Annotated in this window: 17 protein-coding genes; 4 read left to right on the top strand and 13 right to left on the bottom strand. The window is 43.4% G+C overall.

Features of this window, described 5'->3' with window-relative positions:
* Positions 1-224: 224 nt before the first annotated feature.
* From KYJ26_RS04285 to KYJ26_RS04240, 10 genes are all read right to left on the bottom strand, one after another.
* Positions 225-536 (bottom strand): thioredoxin family protein, encoded by a 312-nt coding sequence (locus tag KYJ26_RS04285; protein ID WP_257474879.1) that lies wholly within the window; start codon positions 534-536, stop codon positions 225-227.
* Between the two features lie 2 nt (positions 537-538).
* Positions 539-898: a toprim domain-containing protein gene (locus tag KYJ26_RS04280; RefSeq protein ID WP_219166179.1), complete on the bottom strand. Its 360-nt coding sequence runs from the start codon at positions 896-898 to the stop codon at positions 539-541.
* A 174-nt stretch (positions 899-1,072) separates the two neighbouring features.
* Positions 1,073-1,309: a YusG family protein gene (locus tag KYJ26_RS04275; RefSeq protein WP_219166178.1), complete on the bottom strand. Its 237-nt coding sequence runs from the start codon at positions 1,307-1,309 to the stop codon at positions 1,073-1,075.
* 93 nt (positions 1,310-1,402) lie between these two features.
* Positions 1,403-1,786 (bottom strand): glycine cleavage system protein GcvH, encoded by a 384-nt coding sequence (gene gcvH / locus KYJ26_RS04270; RefSeq protein WP_201714209.1) that lies wholly within the window; start codon positions 1,784-1,786, stop codon positions 1,403-1,405.
* Positions 1,787-1,915: 129 nt separating this feature from the next.
* Positions 1,916-2,272 (bottom strand): arsenate reductase family protein, encoded by a 357-nt coding sequence (locus KYJ26_RS04265; protein WP_219166177.1) that lies wholly within the window; start codon positions 2,270-2,272, stop codon positions 1,916-1,918.
* Positions 2,273-2,382: 110 nt separating this feature from the next.
* Positions 2,383-2,685 carry an ArsR/SmtB family transcription factor gene (locus KYJ26_RS04260; RefSeq protein WP_219166176.1) on the bottom strand — a complete coding sequence of 101 codons (303 nt, stop codon included), beginning with the start codon at positions 2,683-2,685 and terminating at the stop codon, positions 2,383-2,385.
* Positions 2,686-2,717: 32 nt separating this feature from the next.
* Positions 2,718-3,497: an SDR family NAD(P)-dependent oxidoreductase gene (locus KYJ26_RS04255; protein ID WP_219166175.1), complete on the bottom strand. Its 780-nt coding sequence runs from the start codon at positions 3,495-3,497 to the stop codon at positions 2,718-2,720.
* 143 nt (positions 3,498-3,640) lie between these two features.
* On the bottom strand, positions 3,641-5,425 hold the full coding sequence (locus KYJ26_RS04250; protein ID WP_219166174.1) for an acyl-CoA dehydrogenase family protein: 1,785 nt from the start codon (positions 5,423-5,425) through the stop codon (positions 3,641-3,643).
* A 75-nt stretch (positions 5,426-5,500) separates the two neighbouring features.
* Entirely contained in the window at positions 5,501-6,679 is a 1,179-nt protein-coding gene (locus KYJ26_RS04245) for an acetyl-CoA C-acetyltransferase (RefSeq protein WP_219166173.1), read from the bottom strand.
* Between the two features lie 37 nt (positions 6,680-6,716).
* Complete coding sequence (locus KYJ26_RS04240; RefSeq protein ID WP_219166172.1) at positions 6,717-9,101, bottom strand: 3-hydroxyacyl-CoA dehydrogenase/enoyl-CoA hydratase family protein; 2,385 nt, start codon at positions 9,099-9,101, stop codon at positions 6,717-6,719.
* Positions 9,102-9,541: 440 nt separating this feature from the next.
* On the opposite strand from KYJ26_RS04240, the gene KYJ26_RS04235 reads away from it, so the two are divergent.
* Together KYJ26_RS04235 and KYJ26_RS04230 are read left to right on the top strand one after the other, a co-directional pair.
* Positions 9,542-9,679, top strand: coding sequence for a YuzL family protein (locus KYJ26_RS04235; protein WP_206856877.1), 138 nt, complete (start codon positions 9,542-9,544; stop codon positions 9,677-9,679).
* Between the two features lie 286 nt (positions 9,680-9,965).
* A complete protein-coding gene (locus tag KYJ26_RS04230; RefSeq protein WP_219166171.1) occupies positions 9,966-10,592 on the top strand; it encodes a YczE/YyaS/YitT family protein in 627 nt (208 codons plus the stop codon).
* Between the two features lie 49 nt (positions 10,593-10,641).
* On the opposite strand, the gene KYJ26_RS04225 is transcribed toward KYJ26_RS04230, so the two are convergent.
* From KYJ26_RS04225 to KYJ26_RS04215, 3 genes are all read right to left on the bottom strand, one after another.
* Positions 10,642-12,108 (bottom strand): potassium/proton antiporter, encoded by a 1,467-nt coding sequence (locus tag KYJ26_RS04225; RefSeq protein WP_219166170.1) that lies wholly within the window; start codon positions 12,106-12,108, stop codon positions 10,642-10,644.
* A 103-nt stretch (positions 12,109-12,211) separates the two neighbouring features.
* Complete coding sequence (locus KYJ26_RS04220; RefSeq protein WP_219166169.1) at positions 12,212-12,706, bottom strand: GNAT family N-acetyltransferase; 495 nt, start codon at positions 12,704-12,706, stop codon at positions 12,212-12,214.
* A gap of 72 nt (positions 12,707-12,778) precedes the next feature.
* The gene (locus tag KYJ26_RS04215; protein ID WP_219166168.1) at positions 12,779-13,696 is read right to left on the bottom strand and encodes a proline dehydrogenase family protein; all 918 of its coding nucleotides are present in this window, start codon (positions 13,694-13,696) and stop codon (positions 12,779-12,781) included.
* Between the two features lie 317 nt (positions 13,697-14,013).
* On the opposite strand from KYJ26_RS04215, the gene KYJ26_RS04210 reads away from it, so the two are divergent.
* A complete protein-coding gene (locus KYJ26_RS04210; RefSeq protein WP_219166167.1) occupies positions 14,014-14,271 on the top strand; it encodes a hypothetical protein in 258 nt (85 codons plus the stop codon).
* A 79-nt stretch (positions 14,272-14,350) separates the two neighbouring features.
* Positions 14,351-14,635: a spore coat protein gene (locus KYJ26_RS04205; RefSeq protein ID WP_201714322.1), complete on the top strand. Its 285-nt coding sequence runs from the start codon at positions 14,351-14,353 to the stop codon at positions 14,633-14,635.
* The last annotated feature ends 32 nt before the right edge of the window (positions 14,636-14,667 follow it).

Here is a 14,667-nt window from a genome sequence, read left to right as displayed (position 1 = left end):
CTGCGTAGACTACTACGGAAAACAGGCGTGCCGAGACCCCGGAAGCGGTTTTTGCTGAGGAGGCTCGGCCGAACGTCCGTGGAAAGCGGGACTGTTCCCTTCACCCTCCTGCACCATAACTTAAATGACAGGGCATCGTATATCTTGGTTTGTATGAGAATAGCAACAATCTTTGCGAAAACAGCCAAACAAAAAGACCCTCTTTAAAAAGGTCTTTTATCTCTCTAAGCATTCTTGGTGATGGTCTCATAGATGAATGGAACGGATTGAAAGGCATAAATCCTTTCTTGTTCCACGCTATCTTTTAAGAGGAGCAGGCAGGGTACACTTTCAATGGAGTGCTCTTCTGCATATTCGGGCAAGTAGTTCAAGTTTGCTTTCACAAAATGGAACGACTGGGGAAGTTTCTCCACAACGTCCATCATTTTACCTGCAACCTGGCATGTACCACACATTGGTGTATAAAGGTATACGGCTGCTAACGTATGACCATCAATCGATTGCTGTAATTCTTCTGTACTGCTTACCTCGATCAAAACTAGATCATCCTTTTTCCAAGATATTGTTTATGCACATCAATGTTTGCTCCGATCAGAACAGAGGCAAGGTGATATTCAGGAGCTGCGGCTACTTCTTTGTACATCCGGTCGATGTAAAGGTGTCCGGCCTCAGGAAATTCACGCATAAACTGTTTACGTAACTTCTCACCTGCATCATCGGCATCCACCAGGATGTACACATCCCTTTCAAACAGTTCGTCAATCAGTTCGTCCATCTTTGTAATACTGATCGTTCCATTTGTGCAAATGATTTCAATTGGTTCTTTAATAATGTCTTTTACTTTTCTCTTATCGGTTGTTCCTTCAACGATAATTACCTTTTCGTCAAGTTCCATCATGATCATCACCTTATCTTTCAGAAATAAGATTAGGATAGTATATTCAGATAACAAGAGATGATGTCCACTTTCTACTCATATTTTCTCATGTTTACAAAAAATAGTGCAAGTGGTTTGTTTCATTACGTATAGAAATGGTGCCAGATTCAATAATGAATCTGGCACCGAGAAAATCTAACACCATCCACCTTCATCACAATCCGTATATCTGGCGTCATGTCCATCAGTGGAAGTATAGCTTTGATAAATTTTATTTTCCTTTGCTTCAAAGTTCGGTTCCAGAGTTACCCCATCAAGAGGCAGACTCATTTTGCCGATCGGTTGATTATCAAGGTATAACTCAACTTCACCATTTTTTAGTTTACCAGTGACTCTGCCTGTCACATCTAATTTCTTTGGTTCAAGGACCATACGTCTTCATCCTTTCTATTTACGCGTAGTCATATGATGCCCAAAAAGAAAAACAAAACACCTTGAGAAATCCTCAAGGTGTCCTGGCAGATATTATCCTTCATTAATCATTTCGTCATACTGTTCAGCTGTCATAAGCTTGTCTACTTCTCCAGCATCTGAAGGCTCAACAACGACCATCCATGCCTTTTCATAAGGTGATTCGTTCACGAATTCAGGGCTGTCGGACAGCTCTTCATTCACTTCTACCACCTTACCAGAAACAGGGGCATACAGCTCAGAAACGGTCTTAACCGATTCAACACTGCCGAATGGCTCATTTGCTTTGATTTCATCGCCAACCTCAGGTAACTCGACGAATACGATATCGCCCAGTTCAGATTGTGCAAATGATGTAATTCCTACGCGTACATTTTCCCCTTCAACTTTGACCCACTCGTGTTCTTCTGAATAACGAAGTTCTTTCGGTGTACTCATTCTCTATCCCTCCAAATGCTAGTTATACAACCTAATATTGACACACTTTTCATTGAAAAAGCAAGAAAACCAAGTATGAATAATGAAACTTTTTCATAGCCCATGATTTAGGGAATCCAGGGCCCCGAATTACTTCCAGGTATCTTCAAATGTTTCTTCTTTAAAACCTACTGTAACCTGGTTTCCATCCGTTGTAATCGGACGTTTGATCAGCATTCCGTCAGAGGAAAGGATTTCCAATAATTCATCATCCGATGCTGAATTCACTTTATCTTTTAAACCAAGTTCACGATATTTTTTTCCACTTGTATTGAAAAACTTCTTAAGAGGATATCCGCTCTTTTCATACATGCTCTTAAGTTCTTCTTTTGAGGGCGGATTCTCTACAATATGTACTTCATTCAAAGCTGTGCCCTGGTCTTCCAGCCACTTTTTAGCTTTGCGGCATGTACCGCACTTCGGATAAGAATAAAAAGTCAATGACATCATTCCACCACCTTTCAATAAAATCCGGAGACGGGGAAATCCCCGTCCGGCAACAGTCATCTATTTCTTACATTCGACAATATCCGTAAGTATCCTTCTTTTCAGAAACATTAGCTGCATTGATTTTCTACCGTTTCTACCAACTCTTTAAGGAGGTCGGTTGCATTATCCAATTCAAGAGAATAGAAACGCTGGGTTCCTTTTTGTTCCATGGATACTAATTGCTGATCCCTCAGGATTTTTAAATGGTGCGAAACAGCAGGCCGGGATAGTGTCAGATTATCAGTTATCTGATTGACCGTAAGAGGTTCTTGTTCGGCAAGAAGTAAAATGATATCTTGACGATAAGGATCGCTCAGCGCTTGAAATAATGGTATACAAGCACGAAATGTATCGATTGCTTTTTGACCCATAGTGTTCTCCCTTCAAACTCATTCACTATTAATTATACCCGTTCTTGTACCTTACGAACAATACTGGTGACCATTTTACGCGGCATGAACCGAATTGATTGTGTGAGAATCCGGTTTTTCATCCCTGGGACAATGACCGTTTTAGTGCTTGTCATCATCTGTTTATACCCTTCCTCCACTACATCTTCGACACTCATCACGCCTGATTGGAACAGTTTGGAGGACTGAAGTTCCGCAGCGTCACTGAATCCCGTTTTAGTGGCTCCCGGGCATAGGGCCGTCACATTCACTCCATGTGGTGCCCACTCATTCGCGAGAGCTTCCGAGAAAGACAGTACATAGGCTTTTGTCGCGTAATACACTGCCATCAACGGTCCGGGCTGGAACGCAGCGGTTGATGCTACATTTAATATTTGTCCCTTCTTCCTCTTCACCATCTCTTTACCAAAATACTTACTCAACTCTGTAAGGGCTGTGATATTCACTTGGATCATGTCCAGTTCCTTTGACAAATCCGTTTGCTCAAACTCTCCAAATAGACCGAACCCTGCATTATTGATTAAAATATCCACTTGTATTCCTTGGGCTTTTATTTCTTCAAACAATTTCTTTGAAGCATCAGGCTTTGAAAGGTCTGAAGTAAATACATACGTCTTTACTCCGTACTTGTTCTCGATTTCATTTGAAAGAGTTTGAAGCTTTCCCTCACTACGGGCTACAAGAATCACATCATGGCCAGATCCTGCAAATTTATGGCTGAAGTTTAACCCGATCCCGCTTGAAGCTCCTGTTATCAATACCGTTTTATTCATTTATGGTAACCACCTTGTTTTAATGTTTAAACACTTAAACGTTCAAGTGTTTAAACATATAATAATTTACTGGGTTCGGTATGTCAAGTTATAGAACAAAAATAGGGACGGACCTCCGATTCGGAGGTCCGTCCCTGACTTACTTACAGTGCATATTTTTCTGAGTCGATCAGTTTTTCTGATGCTTCACGCTTCACTGCGATCACGTTGATCGGTGTGTGGCGGGTGAACTTACGAAGTGCTGACAGCATCATGCGAAGTGTGTCACCAGTTTCGGTTGCAACAAGTGTTTCTTTCGCATGCTGTTCGATTTTGTTGAATGCTTCCTGACAGAAGATTTGTGTGTAAAGAAGTTTTTGCTTCGCTTTCTCTACGCCACCTTTTTCAATCGCTTTTTCCGTTCTAAGAACAACGGATTCCATTGCGTAAGCCTCAGAAACGATATCCGCGATGTTCACTAGGATTTCTTGCTCTTTTTCAAGGGCTTTACCGTATTTCTGTGCTGCTAATCCAGACAGCATCAAGCCGATTTTCTTCGCATTTTTCACAAGGTATTTTTCCTGTGCCAGTGGCTCATCGCCCACTTCTTCAGGCATAAGCATCATTAACTCTTCTTGAAGCGCCTGTGCTTTTTGAAGTAGTGGTAATTCACCCTTCATCGCTTTACGAAGGTATGTGCCAGGAACAAGAAGACGGTTGATTTCATTCGTTCCTTCAAAGATACGGTTGATACGGGAGTCGCGGTACATTCTTTCGATTTCATATTCCTGCATGAAACCGTATCCACCGTGAAGTTGAACGCCTTCATCAACGATATAATCCAGTACTTCCGTTGCGAAGAATTTGTTCAGTGAACACTCTATTGCGTATTCAGCAATGGATTTGGCAACCTCTGTTCCATTCTTTACTTCTTCATCCGACAGCTTGCTCATACGATCCTCGAATAAGCCAACTGTACGGTAAACGGAGCTTTCAGCTGCATATAAGCGTGCTGCCATCGTTGAAAGCTTTTCTTTCGTTAAGTTGAAGCTTGAGATCGGAGTTTTGAACTGTTGACGTTGGTTCGTGTATTGAACCGTTACTTCAAGAGCGCGCTTACTTGCTCCCACTGCACCTACTCCTAATTTGTAACGACCGATATTTAAGATGTTGAAGGCAATGATATGACCTTTGCCAGCATCCCCAAGTAGGTTTTCCACTGGGATTTCAGCATCTTCAAGAATCAATGTACGAGTCGATGAACTCTTGATCCCCATTTTCTTTTCTTCTGGTCCTGTTGAAACGCCAGGGAATTCTTTTTCCACGATGAATGCTGAGAAGTGCTCCCCATCAATCTTCGCATAAACAACGAACACATCGGCAAATGCAGAGTTTGTGATCCATTGTTTTTCCCCATTTAAGATATAGTGGGTACCTTCAGCGTTTAATTTAGCCGTCGTTTTTGCACCAAGGGCATCAGAACCTGAACCTGGCTCAGTCAGTGCATAAGCCGCTAACTTTTCACCAGTTGAAAGTGCAGGAAGATACTTTTGCTTTTGTTCTTCGTTACCGAAAAGAACGATTGGAAGGGAACCGATCCCCACATGGGCACCGTGAGAGATGGAGAATCCGCCAGCACGTGACATTTTCTCAGCAATCAAAGCCGAACTTACTTTATCAAGGCCCAATCCGCCGTACTCTTCAGGTACATCCGCACCAAGAAGACCAAGGTCTCCAGCTTCTTTTAAAAGGCGGACAGAGTGATCGAACTCATGGTTTTCCAGATTGTCAATGACAGGTACCACTTCATTCAGGACATAATCTTCCGTCGTTTTTGCAATCATTTTTTGCTCATCGGAATAATCTTCAGGTGTGAAAACTTGTTCAAAGCTTACATCTTCAATTAAGAAACTTCCGCCTTTGATTAACTTATCTGTTTGATTCGCCATTTCGAATCCCCCTAAAATTGATTATTTTGTAGTGAGTTGGGAGGGCCTCTCAGTGAGAGGTCCGTCCCTCCTCTATTAACCTATTAATTCAAATACTCCTGCTGCTCCCATTCCGCCTCCGATGCACATGGTGACGATACCGAATTGCTGGTTTCTGCGTTTCATTTCATGGACAAGTGAAAGGGTAAGCTTCGCGCCTGTACAGCCAAGCGGATGACCAAGAGCGATGGCCCCACCATTCACGTTTACTTTGTCTTCGTCTAATCCGAGCTGACGGATGACCTGGATGGACTGGGAAGCAAAAGCTTCATTCAGTTCAAATAATCCGATGTCTGAAAGCTCAAGCCCTGCCATCTTCAATGCCCGTGGAATCGCTTCAACCGGCCCGATTCCCATGATTTCAGGTGGAACTCCCGCTACTGCAAAGCTTCTGAACTTCGCCATCGGCTGTAGTCCCAGTGAACCTGCCTTTTCACGATCCATCACCATGACAGCCGCAGCCCCGTCACTCGTTTGCGAAGAGTTCCCTGCCGTTACAGAACCCTTCACATTGAAAGCCGGGCGTAATTTAGCCAGTACTTCCGAGCTTGTTTCCGCACGCACACCCTCATCCTTTGTGAATTGGAAGGATTTCTCGACGAGCTTATTGTTACCGTTCACTGAGCGATGAAGGACATCAACAGGTACGATTTCATCATCGAATTTCCCTTCAGCGATTGCCTTGGCTGCTTTTTGGTGGCTTCGCACGGCAAAGGCATCCTGATCTTCACGGGATACGCCGAACTTAGTTGCCACCTGTTCCGCCGTGTGACCCATGCTCATGTAATATTGAGGAGCGTTTTCAGCGAGCTTTGCGTTGGGACGGACCACGTGACCCATCATAGGAACAAGGCTCATGGATTCTGCTCCACCTGCAATGGCTGTGTCTGAGTGACCGAGCATGATTTTTTCTGCCGCATAGGCAATGGATTGTAGTCCAGATGAACAGTAACGGTTAATCGTGATCGCAGGTACCGAGTCCGGAAGACCTGCAAGTCCTCCGATATTCCGTGCCATATTCAATCCCTGTTCTGCTTCAGGCATGGCACATCCGATGATCAAATCATCAATGTTACCTTCATAATTTCCTGCACGCTTGAGGGTTTCCTTGACTACAAGTGCTCCAAGATCATCCGGTCTTACCCCGGCCAATGATCCTTTTCGTGATTTTCCGACTGGTGTTCTTGCACCAGCAACAATGACTGCTTCGCGCATGATATTCCCCCGCTTTCTCATATGATAAAAACGCTGATTAATTGCGTAATGGTTTTCCTTTTACAAGCATGTGCTGCATTCTTTGCTGAGATTTCGGCTGAGCAACCAGGCTCAGGAACGCTTCTCTTTCAAGATCCAGCAGATATTGTTCGTCTACTTCGGTTCCGTATGGTACTTTTCCTCCTGCAATGACGTATGCAAGTTTTTTCGCAATCATCAGGTCATGTTCTGAAATAAAGCCTGATTGGAACATGGATTGAGCTCCTAGAAGCAGAGTCGCGTAACCTGGTTCACCTACAACCGGAACCTTTTTACGGATCGGCGCTGAGTATCCACCTTCGTATAAGCTGAGTGCTGCGCGTTTCGCATCGTATAACAGATGATCATTGTTCACACTCACTCCATCTGCTTTGTTTAAGAAATTATTGTCCCTTGCTTCATCACCGGATGTGGAGACCTTCGCCATGGCAATCGTTTCGAATACTTTATTGGCTACTTTTTGAAGATCGAATTCCACACCGTTCGGCAGGTTGGCTAAGTGCTTCATATAAAGCTCTTTGTTTCCGCCTCCCCCAGGGATCAATCCTACACCGACTTCAACCAATCCCATGTAGGTTTCCATGGAAGCCTGGATGTGGGCAGCCGGTAAGCAGACTTCGCTACCTCCGCCTAATGTCATACCGAATGGCGCTGCAACAACTGGTTTAGAGGAATATTTGATCTTCATCATAGCCTGCTGGAAGTGTTTTACGACCATATCAATTTCAAAGACGTTGTCATCCTGTGCTTCCATAAGAATCATGGCAAGGTTTGCTCCTACACAGAAGTTCTTGCCCTGGTTTCCGATGACAAGACCTTTGTAATTCTTCTCCACTTCATCAACGGCAAAGTTGATCATTTGCGTTATATCCATCCCGATGGCGTTGTTTGGAGAATGGAATTCAAGAAGGGCAATTCCGTCCCCGATATCGATCAGGCTCGCTCCGGAATTTTTCTTGATCAGATTCCCCTGTTTTTTCAGAGCTTTTAAATCAAGAGCTTTAGGATTCCGCTCTACCAGTTGGTAGTCACCGTTGTGATAGAAATATCGCTCTCCATCTTCTTCTTTGTAGAAAGTAGAATGACCCTCTGAAAGCATGGTTTCAACCCACTGAGGTACAGTGTGGCCTTCTTCCTTCATACGGGTTACGGATTTTTCAACTCCGATGGCATCCCATGTTTCAAATGGTCCCATTTCCCATCCGAATCCCCATTTCATGGCCTGGTCGATCCCTACGATATCATCGGCGATTTCGCCATGTAGCTGTGCCGAATAGAGTAAGACCGGTGACACGATATTCCAAAGAAGGCTACCTGCCTGATCTTTTGCGTAAACAAGTGATTTTACTTTATTTTTTAATCCCTTTTCATTTTTCGCCATTTCAAGTGAAGCTGTCTTCAGCTTTTTGCGTGGCTGATATTCCAATGTTTCAGGGTTCAGTTCGAGTATTTCTTTTCCTTGCTTCAAGAAGAAGCCTTGACCGCTCTTACTTCCAAGCCAGCCATTTTCAAGCATTTTTTGCATAAAGGCCGGTACTTCGAACACCTTTTGCTCTTCGCCATCCACTTGGTCGTACACATTTTTTGCAACATGTGCGAACGTATCAAGTCCCACTACATCAAGTGTACGGAATGTCGCACTTTTCGGTCTTCCGATCGTCGGCCCTGTGATGGAATCCACTTCTCCTACAGAGTAGCCGCCCTTCAGCATTTCCCGTACCGTAACCAGTAATCCATATGTTCCGATCCGGTTTGCAATGAAGTTTGGCGTATCCTTCGCCATGACGACACCTTTACCGAGGACGTCTTCACCAAATGTCTTCATGAAGCTGACGACTTCCGGATCCGTCTTTTTCGTAGGAATCACTTCAAGAAGCTTTAAGTAACGAGGTGGATTGAAGAAATGCGTACCTAAGAAATTCTTCTGAAAGTCTTCAGTGCGTCCTTCTGACATAGCCTCAATTGAGATCCCTGACGTATTGGAGCTGATGATGCTGCCAGGTTTACGGTAGCGCTCCACCTGCTCAAATACTTTTTTCTTAATATCTAAGTTTTCGACAACTACTTCGATCACCCAATCGCAGTCCCCGATATTTGCAAGGTCATCCTCAAAGTTACCTGCCGTAATTAGTGAAGCGTTTTGTTTTGATGTTAATGGAGCCGGTTTTTGTTTGAAGAGCTTTTTTAAAGCGTTTTCACTAAATTGATTACGAAACGCCTTGCTCTCTTCTGTCAGTCCCTTTGCTTTATGTTCGTCGGTCAATTCTCTTGGTACGATATCTAATAACATTGTCGGGATGCCGATATTTGCAAGATGAGCGGCTATTCCTGAACCCATGACTCCTGATCCTAACACTGCGGCTTTCTGAATTCTACGAACCAATGGTATTTCCCCCTTATACACACTTTGAATGAATACTCATTCATTTTTTACTTAAAAAAAAGACTCGAATGAGTTCCTGTTACATCTAATATATCGGATATTCTAAAATATCGCAATATTTAAACGTTAAATTTACAAAAAATTCACTAATGTCTCCCACACCCTCAAATGGGCAAACGTCTACAACCGTCTACAGCAACCTATTCACCAAAACCCGTCCACGTGAAGACAAATACCAAAACAAATTCACTACTACTATTTATATGTTATTTTTGAGGGACGGACCTTAGGTAGACGGCCATTTCTCCTCCCATTTTTTTAAAAAAGCCTATTCTGAAGGGATTCCCCTTCTCTTTCGTGTTCGTTTTCGCTTAAATTTGGAGGTCCGTCCCTCATAATTCATTCGTGTTTCGGGCATGTTAGGGGTGGAGGTGTTCGATATGGCGAAGCATAAGAAGAATCCTTCTAAGGCTGGGGTTAGTGCAGCGAGTGTGAAGGGGGATGCCGGTCCGACGGTTGAGATGGACGGCGGCGGTAAAAGGAACAGTCAGAACAATCAATTTAAGAAACAGCCATAAAAGGTTTGGGAACGGCACCTGATCCGTTGTGATCTGGTGCTGTTTTTTTTATGGGGTTGAGTGGTTACGGATTTATGAGCCGTTAACTTGTATTAGTTAAAAACTGTCATAAACCAAACATCATTTCCATACAAAAATTAACTTTGCCTTCCCGCACGTTTTAAAGTAAACTATTATTATTCATTAGAAGACGTCAGACCTCCTACTTTAAAAGCATGATCGAAGTGGATTGTCTGTTTTTTTAAGTATTTGAATGAGAACGTTTACAGATAAGGAGTTTGTGTAGATGAAGCGAAGATTTATGTTTTTTACAATTGGACTTTTCATTTTAACAATGGGGGTTGCCCTCATTATTAAATCAGGACTCGGCGCTTCTGCCTGGGATGCCCTGGCGGTTGGTGAATCGAATATGTTCGGAATCACGGTGGGGACTGCTGTCTTCATCAATGGAATTGTGCTCATTGGCTTGAATGCCCTTATTATGAAGAAAAAACCGGATGTATTGGCAGCGGGATCTATCCTTTTAATTGGGATGTTAATCGATTTTTGGCTGCTCGTTGTCTTTAACAATTATGCTCCTGAGATGCTGTTCAATCAGCTATTCGCTCTTGTTTCAGGGATCTTGACGATGGGACTTGGAATAGCCATTTACCTGCAGGCTAAATTTCCGGCAAGCCCGATGGATACACTTATGGTGGCCATTCACACACGATTCGGCTTAAATCTTCGTAACTCCAGGATCATCAGTGAGGGATTTGCCCTTTCACTCGCTTTCCTATTTAAAGGGGATATCGGAATCGGAACGATCATTGTGACTCTCACGTTAGGGTTCGTCGTTCAATACAGCTTCCCGATTTTCGAGCAGATCTTCGAAAAAAAATCGATGGGGAAACCAGCCGTTTCAGCAGACTGACCAAAGTAAAAAGCCATCTCTCCTTGGAGATGGCTTTTTCTGTTCCATTTCATGACTTGTCGACTACTTTCCCTTTCGCATTCAGCATCTCATTAATACGTTTTCGCTGGCTTTTATCAGCGAGCACATAGAGGGTATCTCCTGCTTTGATCAGAGTGTCCCCCATGGGAGTGATCAATTCATTGTTTCGTATGACGGCAGAAATCAACGTTTTCTGTGGAAGATTGATGTCTTTGATGGCCCTGTTCGTAATATATGCACCCTCATTAATAAGGATTTCAAGTATTTCATTATTTGTTTTTCCGATGGAGACGAGCTCGATGCTGTGGGCAATCGGCGGTTTCTCTTCTCCCGCTAGCTTCAGATAGTTTGCCAATGGTGAAATCGTCGTCCCTTGTATGAGGGCAGATAGGAGCACGACGAAGAATACGACGTTGAAGATGACTTCATTGTTCTCGATACCTGCTACCATCGGATAAGTAGCCAATACGATCGGTACTGCCCCTTTCAATCCTGCCCATGAAATAAAGAACTTTTCTTTTACCGTGAAGTTCTTGGCAAGTGCTAAGCTTAAGTAGACGCCCAGTGGTCTCGCTACCACAATCAGCAGAACAGCCAGTGCAATTCCCTGCCATGCAATCCCCGGCAGGTGCTGAGGGAATACCAATAATCCGAGGAGGATAAACATGACGATCTGCATCATCCACGCAAACCCTTCATTAAAACGGACAATCGAATGGCGATAGGTCAATTCCTTATTCCCCATAACGATCGCCATGATATAAACGGCTAACAGACCACTCGCCTCCAGTATGCTCGTGAACGCATAAGTGAAGATGGCTAGAGAGATGGATAGGACCGGATACAAACCTGATGAATCGAGGTTGATTCTGTTGATGATCCACACTGAAGCATATCCGAGAACCAATCCGAGTATCAATCCCATCCCCATCTGCCAAAAGAAACTAAGGATCAGTGACGCTGGATTTAATCCTGGAAATTGAATCAATTGTAAAAAAGCAACCGTTAAAAAGATGGCCATTGGGTCATTGCTGCCGGACTCGGCTTCCAGTGTGGAAGATATCTTCGGCTTGATGTTTTTGTTCCCTAAAACGGAGAACACCGCTGCAGCGTCTGTGGAACCGACGATGGCCCCGAATAGCATCCCTTCAAGCCAGCTTACATCGAGTATGTACTTGGCTGCCACACCGATGGATACAGTAGTGGCCACCACCCCGATCGTTGCGAGGGATAAGGCAGGTTTATATACCTTTCGCACATTCCCCCATTTCGTTTGAAGACCACCTTCGAACAAAATGATGATCAGGGCAAGCGTACCGATGAATTGAGTGATGGGAGCATTGTCGAAGAAGAAATATGTATTGAGTACCATACCCACGATGATGAACAGGATCAGTGAGGGGACGCCAAGTCGTGTGGAGAATTTAGCCGTGATGACGCCAACCAACAGCAAGAGGCCAAGGAGCAGGGTCAAGTTATCAATGGTCATTTCCATAGTATCGCCTCTTATTTCATGAAGATTATTCCTTATATTATATAATATTGTGAATTATATCACAATGATTATGCACTACACCCCGGATAAATTTATGCCCCCCTTATAATTGTTTGCCCATAATGATGTATTCATGAGGGACGTTAGGAAAGAAGCCCTCCCTGATCGTCTGAAATCCCCTGGAATGGTAAAAGGCAATGGCACCATGATTATCTTTACGTGTTGTAAGCAGGACTCTCTCTTCCCTTCTGTTTTGCAATAAATGCTCCACAAGATGTTTAGCGATTCCCCTGCCTCTGTATGCCGGGTCGACACCAAGCTCAACCAGCTCCATGCAATTCTTCATCCATATCCGTTCTGCATGTAAATGGCGTGCTAATAAATCGTGATAGTACTGACCTTTTCTTGAAGAATAACCATAGATGTACCCTGCCACCTCCCCATCAACGATAGCCAGGTATCCTTCAAAAAAGGGATAGGTAGAATGACGTTTGAACTGTTCTTCCATGCCTACGGGATCTACGTTGAACAACCGACAGTATAGACTGATCATCTTCTTAAAATAGTAACCCCCGACTCGGAACGGCACCAATTTCATCTTTTCTCCCCCTGTCATATGTAAACAAATAAGACCCTATGAACATCCATAGAGTCTACATCCTACTTACTATTATTTCTTTATGACCCCTTTTAGAACAAAGGCGACGTTGGCCGGTCTTTCAGCCAGTCTTCTCATGAAATATCCGTACCAGTCCGTACCGTATGGAACATAGACGCGCATTTTGTAGCCTTCTTTGACCAGTTCATGCTGACGTTCCACGCGGATACCGAAAAGCATTTGGAATTCGAATTGATCACGTGGAATCTTATATTCTTCCACGAGTCTTTTCGTATATTCGATCATCTCATCGTCATGGGTGGCAATAGCCGTATAATTCCCATTCAGCAAATGAGTTTTAATGATTTTTTTGAAATTATCGTCTACATCCTTCTTATCAGGAAACGCAACTTCAGGTGACTCTTTATAAGCCCCTTTTACAAGACGCAGATTGGGGGAATACGCATTCAAATCATCGATATCCTTTTCTGTTCTATATAAATAGGCTTGAATGACCGTGCCGATGTTATCATACTCTGACTTCAGACGCGTGAAAATATCAATGGTCTTTCCACAACGGGAGTAGTCTTCCATATCAATGGTAACGAAAACGTTCTGCTTGGTTGCTTCATCAAGAATCAGTCTCATATTCTTCATGACAACCTCTTCAGAAATATCGAGCCCCATTGAAGTCATTTTAAGGGATAGTTGAGATTTGAGGTTCTCTCTTCCGATTGCACGAATCGCCTCTACGCATTCAAGGGCCATTTCGTTTGCTTCACGCTCATTGTCCACAAACTCTCCCAAATAGTCGATCGTTACAACAAGATTCTGACTATTCAGCTCGCGAATAACCTCAACTGCCTGCAGGATGGAAGACCCTGCAACGAACCGACCGGCACCAAAGCGCAGGCCATATTTCTTAGCAAGTTTCGTCATCGGCTTATTTTTTGAAAGGAATAAAAAGAAATTACGCATTGCTTGCTCCATGTTGCTTACCCCCTGAAAAAACATATATACCATACTATGAAACCGTTTTCTTTATTGCTAAAAAAGAGAAGGTCCATACCAGTATATCTACCAATATTTTATCACCTTTTAAACGTTTTGAATATACTTTCAATACTTTCTTAGTAGAATATTATCGAAATTTGTAAATCCGTGAATAAGTCTGTTGAATAGTAGGAAAAATAACCTTTGCCTTATGATGATATCGCTTTCTGACCGTTTCGTATACAGGGTAATATTACCTATAATATCAACCCGAAGAAGGCATATCTGAAAATATGGAAAGGGAGGAATAGAACATGCAACAACAACCTCAACAAGGAAGTCAGCAGCAGACTTATACACAGCCACCGAATATGCTTACAACGAAAGATTCACTTTATTTAAATGATATGCTGGCGTGGAATCTGAACGCTATGAAGAAGTGTCACTTTGCCGCTGCTCACTGTCAGGATACGGAGATTAAAGCCGAGTTGGATAAATGCGGGCAAATGCATCAGCGTCACTACCAACAGCTACTGGCACATTTAAACACGACGAACCAAAACATGATGTAGAAAGGGGTCCTCTACCGTGAATCAACCAAATCAGCAAAAAATTCAAAATCCACAAACTCAAGTAGCTGCTACACCCCAGATGAATGATCGTGACTTCATCACCGATGTCCTATCACAGGAAAAGTATATGACGGCTTCGTACTGTACGGCTCTGAATGAAGCAAGTCATCAAGCGCTATACCAAGACTTGCTCACGATTTTTAATGAAACACAGAACGCCCAGCGCGAGTTATACAACGAAATGTTCCGCAAAGGCTGGTACAAGCTTGAAGCCGCCGACAGCCAGAAGATACAACAATCGTATCAACAGCACCAGCAATATTCTTCTCAATTCCCTTATGGGTATGGCGGTCAGGTTCAATAATGCTGAAGGCAGACTCCGGTCTGCCTTTTTTG

Source organism: Rossellomorea orangium (assembly GCF_019334305.1).
Lineage (GTDB): Bacteria > Bacillota > Bacilli > Bacillales > Bacillaceae_B > Rossellomorea.
Note: the sequence above shows the minus strand (reverse complement) of the source record. Positions and strands in the feature narration are given on the sequence as shown.

Bases quoted from the DNA above. Each gene is read 5' to 3' on its own strand.
- KYJ26_RS04280 (WP_219166179.1), bottom strand. From the start codon at position 898: ATGATGGAACTTGACGAAAAGGTAATTATCGTTGAAGGAACAACCGAT.
- KYJ26_RS04275 (WP_219166178.1), bottom strand. From the start codon at position 1,309: ATGGTCCTTGAACCAAAGAAATTAGATGTGACAGGCAGAGTCACTGGT.
- gcvH (WP_201714209.1), bottom strand. From the start codon at position 1,786: ATGAGTACACCGAAAGAACTTCGTTATTCAGAAGAACACGAGTGGGTC.
- KYJ26_RS04265 (WP_219166177.1), bottom strand. From the start codon at position 2,272: ATGTCATTGACTTTTTATTCTTATCCGAAGTGCGGTACATGCCGCAAA.
- KYJ26_RS04260 (WP_219166176.1), bottom strand. From the start codon at position 2,685: ATGGGTCAAAAAGCAATCGATACATTTCGTGCTTGTATACCATTATTT.
- KYJ26_RS04255 (WP_219166175.1), bottom strand. From the start codon at position 3,497: ATGAATAAAACGGTATTGATAACAGGAGCTTCAAGCGGGATCGGGTTA.
- KYJ26_RS04250 (WP_219166174.1), bottom strand. From the start codon at position 5,425: ATGGCGAATCAAACAGATAAGTTAATCAAAGGCGGAAGTTTCTTAATT.
- KYJ26_RS04245 (WP_219166173.1), bottom strand. From the start codon at position 6,679: ATGCGCGAAGCAGTCATTGTTGCTGGTGCAAGAACACCAGTCGGAAAA.
- KYJ26_RS04235 (WP_206856877.1), top strand. From the start codon at position 9,542: ATGGCGAAGCATAAGAAGAATCCTTCTAAGGCTGGGGTTAGTGCAGCG.
- KYJ26_RS04230 (WP_219166171.1), top strand. From the start codon at position 9,966: ATGAAGCGAAGATTTATGTTTTTTACAATTGGACTTTTCATTTTAACA.
- KYJ26_RS04225 (WP_219166170.1), bottom strand. From the start codon at position 12,108: ATGGAAATGACCATTGATAACTTGACCCTGCTCCTTGGCCTCTTGCTG.
- KYJ26_RS04220 (WP_219166169.1), bottom strand. From the start codon at position 12,706: ATGAAATTGGTGCCGTTCCGAGTCGGGGGTTACTATTTTAAGAAGATG.
- KYJ26_RS04215 (WP_219166168.1), bottom strand. From the start codon at position 13,696: ATGGAGCAAGCAATGCGTAATTTCTTTTTATTCCTTTCAAAAAATAAG.
- KYJ26_RS04210 (WP_219166167.1), top strand. From the start codon at position 14,014: ATGCAACAACAACCTCAACAAGGAAGTCAGCAGCAGACTTATACACAG.
- KYJ26_RS04205 (WP_201714322.1), top strand. From the start codon at position 14,351: ATGAATGATCGTGACTTCATCACCGATGTCCTATCACAGGAAAAGTAT.